Source organism: Streptomyces sp. NPDC047061, assembly GCF_040643955.1.
In the GTDB taxonomy this organism is placed as follows: domain Bacteria; phylum Actinomycetota; class Actinomycetes; order Streptomycetales; family Streptomycetaceae; genus Streptomyces.
On sequence record NZ_JBEYVI010000008.1, the window covers coordinates 233,982 to 254,106 of the forward strand.

The window sequence follows — 20,125 nt, forward strand, 5'->3', positions numbered from 1 at the left end:
CGGGTGACCGGCCCTCGCGTAGCGCTGGTGCTGGGGTTACTTCCTGCGGCGGCGGATGCCCTTCGCCTGCTTGCGGCGCTCGGCGCGGGTCAGGCCGTCGGCCTCGGAGCGGGCCGGCTCCTCGTCGTCGTAGTCGAAGTCGCCCTCGACGATGCCGCCCTCGCCGTCCACGGTGGCCGCGGAGAAGTGCATGCCCCGCCGCTGCGGTGCCTCCAGGCCCTTGGCGCGGATCTCGGGACGGGAACCCGCCTGGGCCGGAACCGCGTCCTGGACGCCCTCCGCGGCCTCGACCGGGACCTCCTCGACCTGCTGCTCGACCTGGACCTCCAGGTTGAACAGGTAGCCGACGGACTCCTCCTTGATGCCGTCCATCATCGCGGTGAACATGTCGAAGCCCTCGCGCTGGTACTCGACCAGCGGGTCCTTCTGGGCCATCGCGCGCAGGCCGATGCCCTCCTGGAGGTAGTCCATCTCGTAGAGGTGCTCGCGCCACTTGCGGTCCAGGACGGACAGCACGACCCGGCGCTCCAGCTCACGCATGATCTCGGAGCCGAGCTGCGTCTCGCGCGACTCGTACTGCTCGTGGATGTCGTCCTTGATGGACTCGGAGATGTACTCGGCGGTCAGGCCCGCACGGTCGCCGGCCGCCTCCTCCAGCTCGTCGACGGTGACCTTCACCGGGTAGAGCTGCTTGAAGGCGCCCCACAGGCGGTCGAGGTCCCAGTCCTCCGGGAAGCCCTCGGCGGTCTCCGCGCCGACGTACGCGTCGATCGTGTCGTCCGTGAAGTGCTGGATCTGCTCCTGCAGGTCCTCGCCCTCCAGGACGCGGCGGCGCTCGCCGTAGATGACCTCGCGCTGCCGGTTCAGCACCTCGTCGTACTTGAGGACGTTCTTACGGGTCTCGAAGTTCTGCTGCTCGACCTGCGACTGCGCGGACGCGATCGCGCGGGTGACCATCTTGTTCTCGATCGGCACGTCGTCCGGCACGTTCGCCATGGACATCACGCGCTCGACCATCTGGGCCTTGAACAGGCGCATCAGGTCGTCGCCGAGGGAGAGGTAGAAGCGGGACTCGCCGGGGTCGCCCTGACGGCCGGAACGGCCGCGCAGCTGGTTGTCGATGCGGCGCGACTCGTGCCGCTCGGTGCCGAGGACGTAGAGGCCGCCGAGCTCCTTGACCTCGTCGAACTCGGCCTTGACGGCCCGCTCGGCCTTCTCCAGGGCCGCGGGCAGCGCGGCCGCCCACTCCTCGATGTGCTCCTCGGGGTCGAGGCCGCGCTGGCGCAGCTCCGCCTCGGCGAGGTCCTCGGGGTTGCCGCCGAGCTTGATGTCGGTACCACGGCCGGCCATGTTGGTGGCCACCGTCACGGCACCCTTGCGGCCGGCCTGGGCAACGATCGACGCCTCACGCTCGTGGTGCTTCGCGTTGAGCACCTCGTGCTGGATGCCACGCTTGGAGAGCTGCTGCGAGAGGTACTCCGACTTCTCGACGGAGGTCGTGCCGACCAGGATCGGCTGGCCCTTCTCGTGCTTCTCCGCGATGTCGTCGACGACCGCCTCGAACTTGGCGACCTCGGTGCGGTAGATCAGGTCCGACTGGTCCTTGCGGACCATCGGCCTGTTCGTCGGGATCGGGACCACGCCGAGCTTGTAGATCTGGTGGAACTCGGCGGCCTCGGTCATGGCCGTACCGGTCATGCCGGACAGGCCCGGCTGTTCCTTGTCGTCGTGGTCGTGACGCTTGTAGAGGCGGAAGAAGTTCTGGAGGGTGATCGTGGCGAGGGTCTGGTTCTCGTCCTTGATGTCCACCCCTTCCTTCGCCTCGATCGCCTGGTGCATGCCCTCGTTGTAGCGGCGGCCGGCGAGGATACGGCCGGTGTGCTCGTCGACGATCATGACTTCGCCGTCCATGACGACGTAGTCCTTGTCCTTCTTGAAGAGCTCCTTCGCCTTGATGGCGTTGTTCAGGTAGCCCACCAGAGGCGTGTTCACCGACTCGTAGAGGTTGTCGATGCCCAGCCAGTCCTCGACCTTGGAGACACCGGACTCGTGGATGGCGACCGTGCGCTTCTTCTCGTCGACCTCGTAGTCGCCGGTCTCCTCGATGCCCTTGAGCGGGTTGCCGGCCTCGCCCTTCTTCAGGCGCAGGACCAGCTTGGCGAAGTCGCCGTACCACTTGGTGGCCTGGTCGGCCGGACCGGAGATGATCAGCGGCGTACGGGCCTCGTCGACCAGGATGGAGTCGACCTCGTCGACGATCGCGAAGTTGTGGCCGCGCTGGACGAGCTCGTCCTGCGCCCACGCCATGTTGTCGCGCAGATAGTCGAAGCCGAACTCGTTGTTCGTGCCGTACGTGATGTCGCACGCGTACTGCTCGCGGCGCTGGGCCGGCGTCATGTTGGCGAGGATGCAGCCGACGGTGAGGCCCAGGAACTTGTGGACGCGGCCCATCATCTCGGAGTCGCGCTCGGCCAGGTAGTCGTTGACCGTGATGAGGTGGACGCCCTTGCCCGACAGTGCGTTGAGGTAGGCGGGCAGGGTGCCGACGAGGGTCTTGCCCTCACCGGTCTTCATCTCGGCCACGTAGCCGAGGTGGAGGGCCGCGCCACCCATGATCTGCACGTCGTAGTGACGCTGGCCGAGGGCGCGCTTGGCCGCCTCGCGGACGGTCGCGAACGCCTCGGGAAGCAGGTCGTCGAGGCTCTCGCCGTCGGCGTAGCGCTGCTTGTACTCATCGGTGAGGGCCCGCAGCTCGGCGTCGGAGAGGTCGACGAAGTCCTCTTCGATGGAGTTGACCTGGTCCGCGATGCGGTGCAGCTTGCGCAGGATCTTGCCTTCGCCTGCACGCATGATCTTCGAGAGGACGGACACGGGGGTTTGTCTCCTTGCCGGTCGGGCCTGGGAGGGTCGGTTTCCATTTGACGTACTGAGCAACGGCCATCGTATGCGAGGACCCGGCCACGTCGGGAGGCCCGGGCGGCCCAACGGCCCTCCGTCGCTTTCCCGAGGGCCCTGTGAGCCCGCTTCGTGTCACTGTTCCAGGGGACTGATGGGTGGTGCCGGGCGCTGTCGCGGGTTTTGCCGCTTCATTAGGGACAACGGCCGGGGCCCGCGGATGGTGCCGCGCGGGGGCGAGGAATTGCGCGAATTGTGATCACGCGCTCACGGACGGCGAAACCGATGGCGTAGCGGATGCCCTGGCGAGCAGAATCAGCCGATGGAACCCGTCACGCTCACCACCCCTCGTCTGCTGCTGCGCGCGGTCGGCCCGCAGGACACCGACGCGGTGTACGCGGCCGTCCAGGATCCCGACATCCAGCGCTGGACGACGATTCCCTCGCCCTACCTCGCCGAGCACGCCCGGAGCTTCACGGAGCAGATGGTCCCCGACGGCTGGTCCGAGGGCTCGATGTTCACCTTCGGCGTCTTCCTGCCGACGGGAGGGCTGGCCGGGATGCTCGCCCTGACCATGCGCTCCCTGGGGACGGCCGAGGTGGGTTTCTGGACCGCCAAGGAGCACCGCGGCCACGGCTACACCGCCGAGGCCACCCTCGCGGCCGCCCGCTGGGCGTTCACCCGGATGGCGATCGACCGGGTCGAATGGCGTGCCGAGGTCGGCAACCACGCCTCCCGCGCGGTCGCGGAACGCACCGGCTTCACCGTCGAGGGCACCCTCCGCTCCTCCCTCAACAACAAGGGCGTACGACGCGACTGCTGGGTGGGCTCCCTGCTCCCGTCGGACCTGGGCCTGCCGTCGGCGGCGCCCTACCTGCCGGCCCCCGTGCAGGGCTGAAACCCCGGAATCCGCAGCTCGTGCCGGGCTGTCAGTGCCACCCTCTATCGTCCGACCCATGACGACCCTCCCGCGCCCCGCCGCCGCTCTCTCGGCGGACGAAGCCCGCCGTATCGCGCTCAAGGCACAGGGCTTCCTCGGTGCCCCCGACCGCCGCTCCGGCGTGCGGGGCGTGCTCCGCCACCTCGGCGCGGTCCAGCTCGACACCATCTCGGTCCTCGCCCGCTCCCACGAGCTCATTCCGTACGCCCGCCTCGGCCGCGTCGGCCGCCGGACGGTCGAGAACGCCTACTGGCAGGCAGGATCTCTGGGCGCGTCTCCGACACGACCGCACGCCTTCGAGTACTGGTCGCACGCGGCCTGCATCCTCCCCATCGAGGAGTGGCCGCACTTCGCCTTCCGCCGCCGCGCCTACCGTGACCGGCCGCACTGGAACCACGATCTTCCCGACGGTGTCTACGCCCAGGTCGTCAAGCAGCTGCGAACCGAAGGCCCGCTGACCGCGACGGAGCTGGGCGGCGCGAAGAAGACCAGCGAGTGGTGGGACTGGTCCGGCACCAAGGTCGCCGTGGAGCGCGCGCTGATGTACGGCGAGGTGGTGTGCGTCGAGCGGCGCGGCTGGAAGCGGGTGTACGACCTGGCCGAGCGCGCGGTCCCGGCCGAGCTGCTCCACGACGAGCTGGACGACGCCGAGTGCCTGCGCCGGCTGGTCCGGCTGGCCGGGCAGTCGCTGGGCATCGGTACGCGCGCGGACATCGCCGACTACCACCGGCTCAAGGGCGAGCAGGTCGACGCGGTGATCGCCGACTCGGGTCTGGTCCCGGTGGAGGTGGAGGGCTGGGCGAAGCCCGCCTGGGCGGACCCGGAGGCCCTGGCCACGCCCCCGCGCGGCCGGCACCGGACGACCCTGCTCTCCCCGTTCGACTCCCTCATCTGGGACCGGGCACGCACCGAGCGGATCTTCGGCTTCACCCACCGTCTGGAGGCGTACGTCCCGAAGCCGAAGCGGGTGTACGGCTACTACGCGATGCCGGTGCTGGCCGGCGGCCGGCTCGTGGGCCGGGTGGACCCGGCGCGCGAGGCGGGCAGCATCCTGGTGGCCCGCCAGGTCACGCTGGACGGCCCGAAGGCGGTCCCGGCGGTGGCGGAGGCGCTGGTCGAGGCCGCGAGCTGGGTGGACTGCACGACGGTGCGCGTGGAGCGCGTGGAGGCCCCCGAGCTGCGCGAGCCGCTCCTCAAGGAAGTGACCCGCGCCCTGATCGCCGCGCTGCGCTGACCGGCGCCCGCGCCGGCGGCCTCAGCGGATTTCGAGGATCTTCTCCCGCATCGCGTAGACCACGGCCTCCATCCTGGAGTGCAGTTGCAGCTTCTCCAGGATGTTGCGCACATGGTTCTTCACGGTGTTCTCGGAGATGAACAACTCCTTCGCGATGTCGCGGTTGTTCATCCCCGTGGCGACCAGCTTGAGCACTTCGAGTTCACGGTCGGTGAGCCGCGGCGCGGGCACCAGCCGGCGCTCGTCGGTGCGCTGGATCATCGACTTGAACTCGGTGAGGAGTTTCGACGCCATGGACGGGCTGATCTGCGACTGCCCGTCGGCCACCGCGCGAATGGCGGTGGCCACCTCGTCGGTGGAGATCTCCTTGAGGAGGTATCCGGTCGCGCCCGCCTTGATCGCGTCGTAGAGATCGGCCTCTTCGTCGCTGATCGTCAGCATGATGATCTTCGCGCTGGGAGCGACCTCCTTGATGGAGGTGCAGGCCTCGATGCCACCGCGCTTGGGCATCCGGACGTCCATCAGCACGATGTCCGGCAGCAGGTCCGCGGCCTTGTCGACGGCCTCCGCGCCGTCGCCCGCCTCCCCGACGACCTGGATGTCCTCCTCGGCGGCGAGCACGATCTCAAGGCCGCGGCGGAAGAGGGCATGGTCGTCGACGACAAGGACTCTGATCGGTTCCTTGCGTGGAGTACCGCCCGCGTCCGGGTCCATGCCGACAACGCCGCTGCCGGCATCGCCGTCCTGCATCGGTCCGAAGCTGTCCGCCATCGTTCCTCCCCCTGAAGGCTGTGGCCTGTGGTGCTGTGCCATCCCGCCAACCCAAGGCAACGGCCCACCGGTTGGACCGTTGCGGCCATGATTCCATGTCCGGGCGACAACGCGGTGACAGAGCGGGGCGCGAAGTGGTTGCACACCGGTGCCCCTGGGGGCGCACGGCGCTTCCAGGGGCACCGGCTCAGCTGCCGGCCGGGCGGGTCAGCCGCCCAGCGTGCCTCCTGCCGCGGGAGGTTGCGCCTGGGCGACCATCGGGTCCGTGCTGAGGTGGATAACGCCGTAGTCGTACGCGTGCCGCCGGTAGACGACACTCGGCTCCTTGGTCTCGGAGTCGACGAACAGGTAGAAGTCGTGGCCGACCAGTTCCATCTCGTAGAGGGCCTGGTCGAGGCTCATCGGGGAGGCGACGTGGGTCTTCTCGCGGACGACGAGGGGGCCTTCGCCCTTCACTTCCAGCGAGCCCATCTTCTTGGTGGGCACACCGTCGGGCTCCTCGTCGTGGACGGGGGTGCCGTTCCCGTTGAGGGTCGCCGCGCCCGGGACGTGGTCGGGGACCTCGGCGGCCGAGATCCGCCGTGCGCCACGGCGCGAGTACCGCTTGTCGTGCTGCTTGCGCAGCCGCGCGTCCAGCTTCTCCGCCGCCAGGTCGAGTGCCGCGTACGGGTCACTGGCCGCTGCCTCCGCCCGGATCACCGGACCGCGGGAGCGGAGCGTGATCTCCACTCGGTCGCAACGGTCGGCCTGTCGGGGGTTGGGCTCCTTGGACACCTCGACGTCGAGGCTGATCACCTTGCCGTCGAGCTTCTGGATCTTCTCCAGCTTCAGCTTCTCGGCCACGTGCTTGCGGAACCGCTCGGGCACCTCGGTCTTGCGGCCCTTGACGACGATGTCCACGCAGAACTCCGTTCCCGGATCACTCCGCTGCACTGCGGAGCATCTCCCTTTTGCACCCAGCTCCGGTGAACCCCGGAGCCTCGGACTCGGCGACTTCACCTCCTCCTCCCCCATGGGCAAGATCTGCACCCCAGCACCGCGATGATTACGGAAAACCCGCGGCACGGCATTCGGATAGGGGAGACATGGCCTGCGGCTTTCTCCCTCACAACCGAACATATCTCGCCCGGACGGATGTCGTCACCCTCTACTGATGCGTACCTCCATTCAGGTGAATTGACCCAGTCACTACCTGCAACGATGTACGTTCACGGTCAGTTCCGGTTGATTTCGAAAGAATCCGGTGTGGCCGCGACCACGGCCGCACGGACCAGCCCCGCGAGGCCGTTCGCCTCGGCCATTCCCGGTGCATCCCGCATCCACTTCGCCCGCTCTTCCCGTGACCCGGCCTGCCGTTCCTCCCTTCCTTCCCAAGCCGCGCGCCGATACACGGCCGTTGTCACCTCTCCTGCCCCTTCGGCCCCCACGGCCTCCCGTACCGCACGCGCCGCCTCCGCCAGGGTGGCGCCCGTCGTGACGAGGTCGTCGACGAGGACGACACGGCCCCCGGCGAGCAGCCCGGCACCGCCCGCGGTCACCTCCAGCGCACCCGCGAGATTCGCGAACCGCTGCCGGGAGTTGAGCCCCGTCTGGTCGGCCACGGCCCGCCGCTGCCGCAGCACCGGGGCCACCCGGACCGAGCCCCCGGCACGCCGCAGCTCCGCGGCCGCCGCGAGAGCGATCCGCCGCACCGGGTCGTGCCCCCGCGCCCGCACGGCCCACGGCGCCGACGGCACCGGGACGAGCAGCACGGGTCCGGAGGCGCCGACCTCACCCGCCGTACCGCGCCACGAGGCGACGACCCGCACGCTCCGGCCGTCCCGGAGCCCGGCCCGCACCGCGCCCGCCACCGCCGCGCCCAGCGCTCCGGCGAGCGCCAGCGCACCGCGCTCCTTGTGGGCGAGAAGGGCCGCCCGTACCTCGTCCGCATAAGGCGCCGCCGCGTACACCGCCGGCAGCCCGGGCGGCTCCGGCACCGGTCGCACCCGGCGCGGTACGGCCCCGCTCAGGGCGGCACGGCACTCGGCACAAAGCACCGTGCGAGGCGTCCCACAGCCTCCGCACTCGGCCGGTAGCACCAGGTCGGTGAGATCCTGCCACCACCCCCGCATGTGCCCACTGTGCCAATGACGGGCCGGGCCGGCCACCCCTGTGGACAACCGCCTGTGGACAACTCCACGCGCCACGCACAGCACGTCACCCACACGGGTGAAGGGCCCCAGGTTGTGAGCCTTGTAAGCCGGTGCTGTACCCGAGAACAGTCGCCCGAGGCACACAACAGCCTCCGCACCCATCCCGCACCCGGCTGGCACCCGGCAACGCAAAACGGCCGTCCCGTCGGCTCGACGCCGGACCGGGACGGCCGTTCACGCACGGCTGGGACTCAGCCCGGATAGACCGGCGCCGACCCGTCCTTGACCACCTTCTGCCACTGGTCCCCGGACGGCAGCCGGACGATCCCGTCGTCCTGCGAGTCGGCCACCAGCGGCACCCGGTCGTCCTCGGACGCCGCGATCGCCAGGACGCCCGTGAGGGCCGCGGGCGCCGCCCCGTCCGGTGTGGAGCCGTCGACCTGGACGTACCGCGTCTGCTGCACACCGCCCTGCTCACGCCCGACCACCACGAGCCGGCTGTCCCCGGCCCAGGACATCGCGGTGACCTCCTCGGAGCCGGGGGTGGCGGAGCGCAGTTCGAGGACCGAAACCTCCTGCTGGTCATCGGACTTGGTGCGTTCGATCCGCCCGACGAGCAGCGACTGCTTGCCGTCCTTCTCGACGACCAGCGCGATGCGCACCCCGTCCGCGGCGACCCGCACGTCCTCGATACGGCCGTTCAGTTCGGGGATCTGCACGGCCAGCGGCTGGCCCACGCCCTGCGCCAGCATGTACAGCTGCGGCTTCGCCGGGTTCCGGTCGGCCACCCACAGGTCGCCGCGGGCGTCCCAGCTCGGCGCCGTCAGGCGGTCGTCCTCGGTCGCACCGTGACTGGTCAGCACGGCATCGCCCAGTGAACCGGCCGACGCGAGCGAGGTGACGTACATCGACCTGCCGTCGCTGCTGACCCCGGCCGCGGTCCGCTCGTCACGGGCGACCGCCACCGACCGCAGCGGCTTGGTGCCCGCGCCGAACGGGCCGGGTACCGCGACCGCGCTGGTACCCGTGCCGCCGGTCGTCATCCGCACCAGCCGGTGCTTGCCGTCGAGGAAGTACAGGTACTCGGGGTGCTTGGCGGAGGCGCGCCACGCGGTGGCCTCGGCCTCCTCCTCGTCGGCGTCACACATGTGGGAGCCGCTGACGGACTGCAGGGCGACCGATTCCACGGTGGGCGTCAGATTCCGCAGCGTGAAGAGCAACTGGGTCGCCATCTCGCTGCACAGGGCCGACCCGATCCGGGACGCCTTCACGTTCAGCGGCACCGTGACCCGGTTCTGGTCGTCCGGGGCCAGCCCGGACACGCCCTTCTTCAGCGTCGTACCGGTCGGGAAACTCGACCGCACCACCGGGCCGAGCCAGGTGGTGGGACCGTTGAGCAGCGAACGCACCAGCTGGGTCGTCGGGTCCACGCTGCTGCGCACGAAGACGGGATCGGCGACCGCCACCGGCTGCCCGGTCTCCTCGGCCGACGTGTCCGAGGCGAAGTAGTACTTGTCGACGGACGTGTAGTTGCGCTGGAAGTCGGACTTGCCCATCACGACACCCTGGGGCAGCGAGTCGATCCGCCACTGCCCGCTCTTGGCGTCCTTGGTCAGATGCACCGCCCTGCGGTACGCCCCGCCCGCGGGCGCGTACGCCTGCTCCTCGTCGACGGTGGCCACCCGGCTGCCCTGGAGGGTGTAGGTGATGCTGCCGGTGCCCTCCCGGGTCGCCGGACGCGGGTCCGACTGGATGCTCGGCCCGTTCGCCAGCACCGTGGCCTGCAACTCCGGCTGCCAGGTCTTCGCGGCGGCTTGGGTCAGATACTTGCGCGCCGTGTCGTAGTTCGGATCGTCACTGGTCAGGGCCTCCAGGAAGCCCTGCACGATCTCCGTGGACGAGGCGTCCTGCTGCGGCGGTATCGCGAAGACCCGGACCTGGGTGTCCTGGCGCGGCGTGGACTCGACGTCCCGCAGGTCGCCGCTGTCAGGCATCGAGGCACAGCCCGCCAGCAGTACGGCCCCACAGGCGGCGTACGCCACCGCGCGCGCCGGCCCGCGCCGGGCGCTCCCCTCGCGGTCAGCGCCCACGAAATGCCTCCCCTGGCTTGTTCGACTCGTCCGCCCCGCCGGCCTGACCGGTCTCGGGCGTGCCCTCCTGACGCCGTGCGCCCTGGGCCGGGCGCGGCACCACGCGCGCGCCGTTGCCGGGCAGCGCGGTCGGGTCGGCGGTGGGCGCCACGCCGGCCAACCGCTGCGGCATCGGCGCGAGCGCCGACGCCTGCCCGCCGGGCTGCACCGGGACCGTCGCCCGCTTGTCCTCGCCGCCCGGCAGACCAGCCTCGTCGAGCCCCCGGTTGCGCCGTGAGTCCTTGGGCTCCAGGGGTATCGGCGAGCCCCGCAGCGGCTCGTCCGCCGTCCTGGGGAGCGTCAGCCGGAACTGCGAGCCGCCGCCCGGCTCTCCCCACGCCTGCAGCCAGCCGCCGTGCAGCCGCGCGTCCTCCAGGGCGATCGACAGCCCCAGGCCCGTGCCGCCGGTAGTACGCGCGCGTGCCGGGTCCGCCCGCCAGAAGCGGCTGAAGACCCGGGTCGCCTCGCCCGGCTTGAGCCCGATGCCGTAGTCGCGCACCGCGACCGCGACGGCGCCGCCGGCCGCCGCCAGCTTGACGACGACGTCCTTGCCCTCACCGTGCTCCACGGCGTTGACGACGAGGTTGCGCAGCACCCGCTCCACCCGCCGGGCGTCCGCCTCGGCGACCACGGGCTGCAGGTCGCCGACCACGCGTATGTGCGTGCCCCTGCGCTCCGCGAGCGGCTCGGCCCCGCTGACCACCCGCCGTACGACCTCCCTGAGGTCTATCGGCTCGGCCTCCAGCGCCGCCGCGCCCGCGTCGAAGCGGCTGATCTCCAGCAGGTCGGAGAGGAGCGACTCGAACCGGTCCACCTGGTCGGCGAGGAGCTCCGCGGACCGCGCGGTCACCGGGTCGAAGTCCTCGCGCGCCTCGTGGATGACGTCGGCGGCCATCCGGACGGTCGTCAACGGCGTCCGCAGCTCGTGCGAGACGTCGGACACGAACCGGCGCTGCATCCGCGACAGGTCCTCCAGCTGCTGGATCTTCAGCTGGAGGTTCTGCGCCATCTTGTTGAAGGCCTCGCCGAGCCGCGCGATGTCGTCCTCGCCGGTGACCTTCATCCGCTCCTGGAGACGCCCCGCCGACAACCGCTCGGCGATCCCGGCCGCCATCCGCACGGGCGTGACGACCTGGCGCACCACGAGCCAGGCGATGGCTCCGAGGAGCACGACGACGAACAGCCCGGCGGTCGCCAGCGTGCCCTTCACCAAACTGAGGGACTTCTCCTCCTGGGTGAGCGGGAAGAGGTAGTACAGCTCGTACGGGTCGTTGTTCGGGTCGCTGACCTGCTTGCCGATGACCAGGGCAGGCTGCGACTCCTTGTCGTCCGTGTAGATGATCCGCGTGTAGCTCTGCGCGGCGGTCGTGTTGTCGTTGATCCGCGTCCGCAGGTCGGCGGGCACGCTGGCCGTCGGGTCGACCTGCCCGGAGGCGCGCGGCCCGCGACCGCCGCCGCCGTTGTTGTCGCCCGCGGGCAGCGTCACCACGTCGAAGGCGCCCTGGCCACCGCTGGACAGGGACTCCACGAGGTCGCTCATCCAGGAGGTGAGGTTCTGCGACTGCCGGCCGTCCACCGACGCGGTGGTGTCACCGGTACCGGTCGCGGCCTCGTCGGCCTTCTGCTTGGCCACCGCGAAACCGCCGGTGGCCTGGCTCTGCGAGGCCTTCACCTTGGCGTCCAGCAGGCCGTTGCGCACCTGCCCGATGACGACGAAGCCGAGCAGCAGTACGACACCCAGCGACATCAGCAGGGTCGTGACGACGACCTTGAGCTGGATGTTGCGCCGCCACAGCCGCATGACCGGCAGCAACGGCCGCCGTACCCAGCGCATGAACAGGCGCAGCACCGGGCTGCCCTGGACCCCGCCCTGGAGCAGCCCGCCCTCGAAGAGCAGCCGCCAGCGCTTCGCGAGCCGTTTCCCGCCGACAGGCCGCTCCGGACGGTCCCCGGACCGGCCGGGGGCCGAAGCGGCACTGTCCCCGGACATGTCAGCTCGGTCCCGCCTTGTATCCGACACCACGGACGGTCACCACGATCTCCGGCCGCTCCGGGTCCTTCTCGACCTTGGAGCGCAGCCGCTGGACATGAACGTTGACGAGACGGGTGTCCGCCGCGTGCCGGTAGCCCCAGACCTGCTCGAGGAGCACCTCACGCGTGAACACCTGCCACGGTTTGCGGGCGAGCGCGACCAGCAGGTCGAACTCCAGCGGGGTCAGTGCGATCGACTGCCCGTCCCGCTTCACCGAGTGCCCGGCCACGTCGATGACCAGGTCACCTATGGCGAGCTGCTCCGGCGCCGGCTCTTCCGACCTCCGCAGCCTGGCCCGGATCCGGGCCACCAGCTCCTTCGGCTTGAACGGCTTCACGATGTAGTCGTCCGCGCCCGACTCCAGGCCCACGACCACGTCGACGGTGTCGCTCTTCGCCGTGAGCATCACGATCGGCACCCCGGACTCCGCCCTGATCAGACGGCACACCTCGATACCGTCCCGACCGGGCAGCATCAGGTCCAGGAGCACCAGGTCGGGCTTGGTCTCACGGAAAGCGGCCAGCGCCTTGTCACCGTCGGCTACGAAAGACGGCTCAAAACCTTCACCACGCAGCACGATGCCGAGCATCTCGGCCAGTGCGGTGTCGTCGTCGACGACAAGGACTCGTCCCTTCATAAACGACATCATCCCATTAGCTAATCGTTACCTGGCGTGACCTGGCACACAGCTCGGCAAGTGCCTCAGCCGTCACGGGCGAAACGGCGCCTTCCTCGGTGACGATCGCCGTCACCAACTCGGGCGGCGTCACGTCGAACGCCGGGTTGTACGCCTGGGTCCCCAGGGGTGCCACCGGCATCCCGCCTCCCGCTCCCGTCACCGGCACCTGCGGTGCTGTGACCTCGGTCACCTCGTATCCGGGGCGCTGTTCCACCTCGATGGCCGCCCCGTCCGGTGTCTCCGGATCCACCGTCGTCACCGGCGCCACCACGATGAACGGAACGTGGTGGTACCGCGCGAGCACCGCGAGCGGATAGCTCCCCACCTTGTTCGCCACCGATCCGTCGGCCGCGATCCGGTCCGCTCCGATCAGCACCGCGTCCACCTCCCCCGCCGCGAACAGCGAACCGGCCGCGTTGTCGGTGAGCAAGGTGTACGCCATGCCGCTGCGGGCCGCCTCGTATGCCGTCAGGCGAGCACCTTGCAGCAACGGACGCGTTTCGTCCACCCAGAGCCGTCGCAACCGCCCCGCCCGATGGGCCTGGAGCGCCACCGCGAACGCCGTGCCCTCCCCTCCCGACACCAGCGAACCGGTGTTGCAGTGGGTCAGGATCCGGTGCCCGCCACCGGGCAGCAACTCGTCCAGCAGCGCCAGCCCGTGCACGGCCATCCGGGCGCTGGCCTCGGCATCCTCCCGGTGCAGCGCCCTCGCGGCAGCCAGCGCCGCCACGGCCGCCGCCCCGGTGTCACCGCCCCCGGCCAGAGCGGACCGGTACGCCGACACCGCCCTGCGCACCCCGACGGACAGATTCACCGCCGTCGGCCGGGCACCCGACAGCGCCACCGCTGCCTCGTCCACGTCGAAGCCCCGCGCGGCGGCGAGCGCGACCCCGTACGCCCCCGCTATCCCGAGCAGCGGCGCACCGCGCACCGCGAGCGAACGGATCGCCTCCACCAGCGCGGGCGCGTCCGTGCACACCCGCCCGACCTCCTCGGTCGGCAGTCTGGTCTGGTCGAGAAGGACCACGACAGGACCTTCGGGCGGCTCCTCCCACCGGATCACCGGCATTCCCGTCGGCCGCTTGTCCTCGCCGGTTTGCGCGTACTGATCAGCCATGCGGTCAGTCTGCCCGGTATCCGGCGGACAATTGAAGGTGCGCAGCCTCCACCGCGGCCGGTCACTGGGCGCCCACCCCATGGCACGATGGCAGCCAACCTGCCGCCGCGACCGCGGACGGGCACCGTGAAGGAGCTTCGATGAACGACACTCCGGGCTGGGCCTCGCCCGGATCCGCCCCGTCCGACGGGCGGGAACCCGGCGCGTCCGCCCCTGCCGACCGCCCCGTCCCCGCAGGCCCTGCCGAACAGCCCGCCGATCAGCCGGGTCAGGATCCACAGGGCCCCGGCTCGCAGTGGTCCAAGGAGCAGCCGCCGCCCGGCCAGTGGTCCACGCCCACCGGCGCCCCGGCACCCGGCCAGGCACCCCCGCCCCCGCCCCCCGGCCCCGGCTGGGGCGGCCGGCCCCCCGGCGGCGGTTACGGAGGCTACGGGGGCCCCGGCGGACCCGGCGGCTACGGAGGCCCCGGCGGATACGGCCCGCCCGGCGGATACGGAGCCTGGGGCGGCGGCTGGGGCGGCCCCCCGCCCGCCGCCAAGCCCGGCGTGATCCCGCTCCGCCCGCTCGGCGTCGGCGAGATCCTCGACGGCGCCGTCTCCACCATGCGCACCTACTGGCGCACGGTCCTCGGCATCTCGCTGACGGTCGCCGTCGTCACCGAGGTCGCGGTGATCCTCCTCCAGGGCCTCGTCCTGAACGACACCGAGACCACCGACGCCCTCAACGACCCCAGCGCCTCCCTCACCGAGATCAGCCGCGCCGCGGGCGAAGTCATGCTCAGCTCGGGCGCCGTCCTGCTGATCACCCTGGTCGGCACCATCATCGCGACAGCCCTGCTGACGACCGTCACCAGCCGCGCCGTGCTCGGCAAGTCCGTCACCATCGGCGAGGCCTGGCGCGACGCCCGCCCGCAGGTCCTCAAGCTGTTCGGCCTCATCCTCCTGACCGGGCTGATCGCGGTCGGCATCCTGCTCGTCGGCGCACTGCCCGGCATCGTCGTCGCGATCGCCGGCGGCCCCGCAGGCGCCATCGCCGCCCTGCTCATCGTCGGCATCCTCGCCGGTGTCGTCGTCACCGTCTGGCTGATGGTCCGGTTCTCCCTGGCCTCGCCCGCCCTGATGCTGGAGAAGCAGAGCATCACCAAGTCGCTGGGCCGCTCCACCAAGCTCGTCCGCGGCTCCTGGTGGCGGGTCTTCGGCATCCAGTTCCTCGCCTCGATCATCGCCAACATCGTCTCGTCGCTCGCCGTGGTCCCCTTCACCCTGGTCGGGGCCTACGTCGGCGGCCACGGCCTGACCGGCTTCCTCGAGAACACCAACGCCGACTACGGCTGGACGTTCCTCATCATCACCGGGATCGGCTCGGTGATCGGCTCCATGCTCACCTTCCCGATCAACGCGGGCGTCACCGTGCTCCTCTACATCGACCAGCGCATCCGCCGCGAGGCCCTCGACCTCGAACTGGCCCGCGCCGCCGGTGTCGAGAACTACGGCGCCGGCACCCCCGGCACCGTCCCGGGGAGCTGATGCGGTGAGCCCGACGGGGGGATTCCTCACAGCGGTGCCCGCAGCCCTGCCAGGCGCCGCCGACGAGGCCGTACGAGGCCTGCTGCGAGCCCGGGACACCACCCTGCTGTCGCTGGCCGGCTCGGGCGACCAACCGCCCGTGACCCTCCCACGCGACCCCGCGCGGGAGGCGGCACGGCGTGAACTGTCCAAGCGGATGTACCACGAGAACGACCCCGGGCTGTTCCAGCGCGCCCTGAACGCCGTCCTGGACTGGGTCGACCGGCTGCTCGCCGCCGCCGCGTCCGCGACGCCCGGCGGCGCACTGGGCCTGGTCGTCGTGGTCCTGGCCGCCATCGCCGTCCTGGGCGCCCTGTGGTGGCGCCTGGGCAGCCCCCGCCGCCAACCCGCCTCCACCGCCGCCCTGTTCGACGACCGCCCCCGCAGCGCCGCGGAACACCGCGCAGCAGCCGAGGCACACGCAGCCCAGGGCCACTGGAACCAGGCCCTCCAGGAACGCATGCGTGCCGTCGTCCGCGCCCTGGAGGAACGCGCCCTGCTCGACGTCCGCCCCGGCCGCACCGCAGACGAGGCCGCCGCCGAAGCCGGCCGCACCCTGCCCGCCCACACCGACCGGCTGCGCGCCGCCGCCCGGGAGTTCGACGACGTGACGTACGGCGGCCGCAGGGCGACCCAGGCCTCGTACGACCGGATCGCCGACCTCGACCGCGACCTGGAGCGCACCAAGCCGGTCCTCGCCAGCAGCGCCCACAGCACGGCCCACCACAGCCGCCAGGGAGCCGCCGAATGACCACCGGCGTAGCCCTCCCGCCCTCCGCCACCTCCACCTCCACCGCGCCGACCACCCGCCAGGTGTGGACCCGCACCCGCGGCATCGTCCTCGCCGTCGTGCTCGTCCTCGCCGGGGCCGTCGCCATCGCCGTCATCCGCTCCGACAGCAGGCACGGCGACCTCGACCCGCGCTCCGCCGACCCCTACGGCAGCCGCGCCGTCGCCGAACTCCTCGCCGACCGGGGCGTGGACACCCGCGTGGTCACCACCCTCGCCGAGGCACGCGCCGCGGCCGGCCGCGACACCACCCTGCTCGTCGCCGTCCCGGACCTGCTGACCCCGCATCAGCAGTCCCAGCTGCAGGCGTCGACGGCCCGGTCGGGCGGCCGCACCGTCCTGGTCGCCGCCGGCAGCTCGTCCGTCGAACGGCTCGCCCCCGGCGTCACCGCCGACCCCGCCACCAGCATCAGGTCCACACTCGACCCCCACTGCAACCTGGCCGCGGCCCGGCGAGCGGGCAGCGCCGACACCGGTGGCATCCGCTACACCACCACCCACCTCGACGCCAACACCTGCTACCCCAGCCAGCGCCTGGCCACCCTGCTCCGCATCCCGGCGGCCTCCGGAAGCGGCGACACCGTCGTCCTCGGCGCGCCCGACATCCTGCTCAACGACCGCCTGGACAAGCAGGGCAACGCCTCGCTCGCCCTCCAACTCCTCGGCTCCCGCCCCCATCTGGTCTGGTACCTCCCCTCGCTCTCCGACGCCACGGCCACCGGTACCGGCGACCAGAAATCCCTGTTCGACCTGCTCCCGTCCGGCTGGCTCTGGGGCACACTGCAGCTCTTCATCGCCGCAGCCCTCGCCGCCTTCTGGCGGGCACGCCGACTGGGCCCCCTCGTGCCCGAGAAACTCCCCGTGGCGATCCGCGCCTCCGAAACCGTCGAAGGCCGCGCCCGCCTCTACCGCAAGGCCAACGCCCGCGACCGCGCGGCCGCCGCTCTTCGCTCCACCGCTCGCACCCGCCTCGCCCCCCTCGTCGGCGTCCCCGTCTCCCAGGCACACGCGCCCGAGGCCCTGCTCCCCGCCCTGTCCGCCCACCTCCACGGCGACGGACAGGCCCTGCACTCCCTGCTCTTCGGACCGCCGCCCGGCGACGACGCGGCCCTCATCGCCCTCACCGACCAGCTCGACGCCCTCGAAAGAGAGGTACGCCGTCCATGATGGACCCGACCACTGACAACGCCGGGAACACCGGGAACCCGGCCGACGCCCGGGCCTCCCTGGAGGCCCTGCGCGCGGAGATCGCCAAAGCCGTGGTCGGCCAGGACCCCGCCGTGACCGGCCTCGTCGTCGCTCTCCTCTGCCGCGGACACGTTCTCCTTGAAGGAGTCCCCGGAGTCGCCAAAACGTTGCTCGTCCGCGCCCTCGCATCCGCACTCGAACTGGACACCAAGCGCGTCCAGTTCACCCCCGACCTCATGCCGAGCGACGTCACGGGGTCCCTCGTCTACGACACCCGCACCGCCGAGTTCTCCTTCCAGCCCGGCCCGGTCTTCACCAACCTCCTCCTCGCGGACGAGATCAACCGCACCCCGCCCAAGACCCAGTCGTCCCTCCTCGAAGCCATGGAGGAACGCCAGGTCACCGTCGACGGCACCCCACGTCCGCTCCCCGACCCGTTCCTGGTCGCGGCGACCCAGAACCCCGTCGAGTACGAGGGCACCTACCCCCTCCCCGAAGCCCAACTCGACCGCTTCCTCCTCAAACTGACGATCCCTCTCCCCTCCCGCCAGGACGAGATCGCCGTCATCACCCGGCACGCCGAGGGCTTCAACCCGCGCGACCTGCGCGCCGCCGGTGTACGCCCCGTCGCAGGCCCTGCCGACCTCGAAGCCGCCCGCGCGGCGGTCGCCAAGACGACCGTCTCCCCCGAGATCACCGGCTACGTGGTAGACATCTGCCGCGCCACCCGCGAGTCCCCGTCCCTCACCCTCGGAGTCTCCCCGCGCGGCGCCACCGCCCTCCTGGCCACCTCGCGTGCCTGGGCCTGGCTGACCGGCCGCGACTACGTCATCCCCGACGACGTCAAGGCCCTCGCCCTGCCCACCCTCCGCCACCGCGTCCAACTCCGCCCCGAGGCCGAGATGGAGGGCGTGACCGCCGACTCCGTCATCAACGCGATCCTCGCCCACGTCCCGGTTCCCCGCTGATGCCCCTCACCGGACGCGCCGCCCTCGTCGCGGCCATCGGATCGATCCCCATCGGCATCTGGGGACCGAGCTGGACGGGCGTCCTCGCCGTCGACGGCCCACTGGCACTGGCCTGTGCCTGCGACTTCGCCCTGGCGGCCCCGGTACGGCGCCTCGTGCTGACCCGCACCGGCGACACGTCCGCCCGCCTGGGCGAGACCGCGGACGTCACCCTGACCGTGACCAACCCGTCCCGGCGCCCGCTCCGCGCCCGCCTCAGGGACGGCTGGCCGCCGAGCAGTTGGCAGCCGGGCACGGAGGTCGAGGCCTCACGCCACCGCCTGGACGTCCCCCCTGGCGAACGCCGACGCGTCACGACCCGCCTGCGCCCCACCCGCCGCGGCGACCGCCAGGCGGACCGCGTCACCATCCGCTCCTACGGCCCCCTCGGCCTGTTCTCCCGCCAGGGCGGCCACAAAGTGCCCTGGACTGTACGGGTTCTGCCCCCCTTCACCAGCCGCAAGCACCTGCCGTCGAAACTCGCCCGATTGCGTGAACTCGACGGCCGCACCAGCGTTCTGACCCGCGGCGAGGGCACTGAATTCGACAGCCTGCGCGAGTACGTGCCCGGCGACGACACCCGTTCCATCGACTGGCGGGCCACAGCACGCCAGTCGGCGGTCGCGGTACGCACCTGGCGTCCCGAACGCGACCGGCACATCCTCCTCGTCCTCGACACCGGCCGTACCTCCGCCGGCCGAGTCGGCGACGCCCCCCGCCTGGACGCCTCCATGAACGCGGCACTCCTCCTCGCGGCCCTCGCGTCCCGCGCGGGCGACCGCGTGGATCTCCTCGCCTACGACCGCCGGGTCCGCGCCCTCGTCCAGGGCCGCGCCGCAGGTGACGTCCTCCCGTCCCTGGTCAACGCCATGGCCACGCTGGAGCCGGAGCTCGTCGAAACGGACGCCCGCGGGCTCACCGCCACCGCGCTGCGTACGGCCCCACGCCGTTCCCTGATCGTCCTGCTCACGACACTCGACACGGCCCCGGTCGAGCAGGGCTTGCTGCCCGTACTCTCCCAGCTGACCCAACGCCACACGGTTCTGCTCGCTTCAGTGGCCGATCCGCATGTCGCCCGCATGGCGACGGCTCGTGGAAACGCCGACGCGGTGTACGAGGCGGCGGCGGCCGCACAGGCCCAGAGCGAACGCCATAGGACCGCGGAGCAACTCCGCCGGCACGGCGTGACTGTCGTGGACGCGACGCCTGATGATCTCGCTCCCGCATTGGCGGATGCGTACCTGGCTTTGAAAGCGGCGGGCCGGCTCTGATCCCCTTGCCGTCTTCTCACTCGGAGGGGAAGAGGGAGCCAGTCCTTAAACGCAAAAGAGCCCCACACCGTGAGGTGTGGGGCTCTTTCCCAATATTTGTTCGGCGGTGTCCTACTCTCCCACAGGGTCCCCCCTGCAGTACCATCGGCGCTGTAAGGCTTAGCTTCCGGGTTCGGAATGTAACCGGGCGTTTCCCTCACGCTATGACCACCGAAACACTATGAAACAGACAACCAGACCGCTGCTGTGACTACAGCGGGGCTGTTCGTGGTTTCAGAACCAACACAGTGGACGCGAGCAACTGAGGACAAGCCCTCGGCCTATTAGTACCGGTCACCTCCACCCATTACTGGGCTTCCAGATCCGGCCTATCAAC

At 71.0% G+C, this 20,125-nt stretch carries 15 protein-coding genes and 1 rRNA gene; 7 read left to right on the plus strand and 9 right to left on the minus strand.

The annotated features are described in order from the left end of the window. Nucleotides 1-36 precede the first annotated feature (36 nt). Nucleotides 37-2,871: a preprotein translocase subunit SecA gene (secA, locus tag ABZ887_RS15640; RefSeq protein WP_361288611.1), complete on the minus strand. Its 2,835-nt coding sequence runs from the start codon at nucleotides 2,869-2,871 to the stop codon at nucleotides 37-39. Between the two features lie 346 nt (nucleotides 2,872-3,217). On the opposite strand from secA, the gene ABZ887_RS15645 reads away from it, so the two are divergent. Together ABZ887_RS15645 and ABZ887_RS15650 are read left to right on the plus strand one after the other, a co-directional pair. Beyond that, a complete protein-coding gene (locus ABZ887_RS15645; RefSeq protein ID WP_361288614.1) occupies nucleotides 3,218-3,793 on the plus strand; it encodes a GNAT family N-acetyltransferase in 576 nt (191 codons plus the stop codon). A 58-nt stretch (nucleotides 3,794-3,851) separates the two neighbouring features. Then, entirely contained in the window at nucleotides 3,852-5,069 is a 1,218-nt protein-coding gene (locus tag ABZ887_RS15650) for a crosslink repair DNA glycosylase YcaQ family protein (RefSeq protein ID WP_361288617.1), read from the plus strand. Nucleotides 5,070-5,090: 21 nt separating this feature from the next. Here the strand turns inward: ABZ887_RS15650 and ABZ887_RS15655 are convergent, their stop codons facing one another. The 7 genes from ABZ887_RS15655 to mtnA form a co-directional block, all read right to left on the minus strand. Further along, on the minus strand, nucleotides 5,091-5,840 hold the full coding sequence (locus ABZ887_RS15655; protein ID WP_361288620.1) for a response regulator transcription factor: 750 nt from the start codon (nucleotides 5,838-5,840) through the stop codon (nucleotides 5,091-5,093). A gap of 207 nt (nucleotides 5,841-6,047) precedes the next feature. Continuing rightward, nucleotides 6,048-6,773, minus strand: a complete 726-nt coding sequence (raiA, locus tag ABZ887_RS15660) for a ribosome-associated translation inhibitor RaiA (protein WP_361288623.1) — start codon at nucleotides 6,771-6,773, stop codon at nucleotides 6,048-6,050. Nucleotides 6,774-7,054: 281 nt separating this feature from the next. Next, nucleotides 7,055-7,951, minus strand: a complete 897-nt coding sequence (locus ABZ887_RS15665) for a phosphoribosyltransferase family protein (RefSeq protein WP_361288626.1) — start codon at nucleotides 7,949-7,951, stop codon at nucleotides 7,055-7,057. Nucleotides 7,952-8,223: 272 nt separating this feature from the next. Continuing rightward, a complete protein-coding gene (locus ABZ887_RS15670; RefSeq protein ID WP_361288629.1) occupies nucleotides 8,224-10,062 on the minus strand; it encodes an LpqB family beta-propeller domain-containing protein in 1,839 nt (612 codons plus the stop codon). After that, nucleotides 10,052-12,091 (minus strand): MtrAB system histidine kinase MtrB, encoded by a 2,040-nt coding sequence (gene mtrB / locus ABZ887_RS15675; protein WP_361288632.1) that lies wholly within the window; start codon nucleotides 12,089-12,091, stop codon nucleotides 10,052-10,054. The genes ABZ887_RS15670 and mtrB overlap by 11 nt, the downstream gene beginning before the upstream one ends. Before the next feature lies 1 nt (nucleotide 12,092). Then, entirely contained in the window at nucleotides 12,093-12,782 is a 690-nt protein-coding gene (gene mtrA, locus ABZ887_RS15680) for a two-component system response regulator MtrA (RefSeq protein WP_015659998.1), read from the minus strand. Between the two features lie 4 nt (nucleotides 12,783-12,786). Beyond that, nucleotides 12,787-13,929 carry an S-methyl-5-thioribose-1-phosphate isomerase gene (gene mtnA / locus ABZ887_RS15685; RefSeq protein ID WP_361288636.1) on the minus strand — a complete coding sequence of 381 codons (1,143 nt, stop codon included), beginning with the start codon at nucleotides 13,927-13,929 and terminating at the stop codon, nucleotides 12,787-12,789. Nucleotides 13,930-14,069: 140 nt separating this feature from the next. Between mtnA and ABZ887_RS15690 the strand changes: the two genes are divergently transcribed. From ABZ887_RS15690 to ABZ887_RS15710, 5 genes are read left to right on the plus strand one after another with little or no spacing between them, the layout of a single operon-like run. Beyond that, nucleotides 14,070-15,455, plus strand: a complete 1,386-nt coding sequence (locus tag ABZ887_RS15690) for a hypothetical protein (RefSeq protein WP_361288640.1) — start codon at nucleotides 14,070-14,072, stop codon at nucleotides 15,453-15,455. Between the two features lie 4 nt (nucleotides 15,456-15,459). Beyond that, nucleotides 15,460-16,245, plus strand: coding sequence for a DUF4129 domain-containing protein (locus ABZ887_RS15695; RefSeq protein WP_361288643.1), 786 nt, complete (start codon nucleotides 15,460-15,462; stop codon nucleotides 16,243-16,245). Further along, nucleotides 16,242-17,450, plus strand: coding sequence for a DUF4350 domain-containing protein (locus ABZ887_RS15700; protein WP_361288646.1), 1,209 nt, complete (start codon nucleotides 16,242-16,244; stop codon nucleotides 17,448-17,450). Before ABZ887_RS15695 ends, ABZ887_RS15700 begins: the two co-directional genes overlap by 4 nt. Continuing rightward, on the plus strand, nucleotides 17,450-18,439 hold the full coding sequence (locus ABZ887_RS15705; protein ID WP_361288649.1) for a MoxR family ATPase: 990 nt from the start codon (nucleotides 17,450-17,452) through the stop codon (nucleotides 18,437-18,439). The genes ABZ887_RS15700 and ABZ887_RS15705 overlap by 1 nt, the downstream gene beginning before the upstream one ends. Continuing rightward, a complete protein-coding gene (locus ABZ887_RS15710) occupies nucleotides 18,439-19,749 on the plus strand; it encodes a DUF58 domain-containing protein (protein WP_361288652.1) in 1,311 nt (436 codons plus the stop codon). The genes ABZ887_RS15705 and ABZ887_RS15710 overlap by 1 nt, the downstream gene beginning before the upstream one ends. Before the next feature lie 98 nt (nucleotides 19,750-19,847). On the opposite strand, the gene rrf is transcribed toward ABZ887_RS15710, so the two are convergent. Further along, nucleotides 19,848-19,964: ribosomal RNA gene (rrf, locus tag ABZ887_RS15715) — 5S ribosomal RNA — on the minus strand. Nucleotides 19,965-20,125 lie beyond the last annotated feature (161 nt).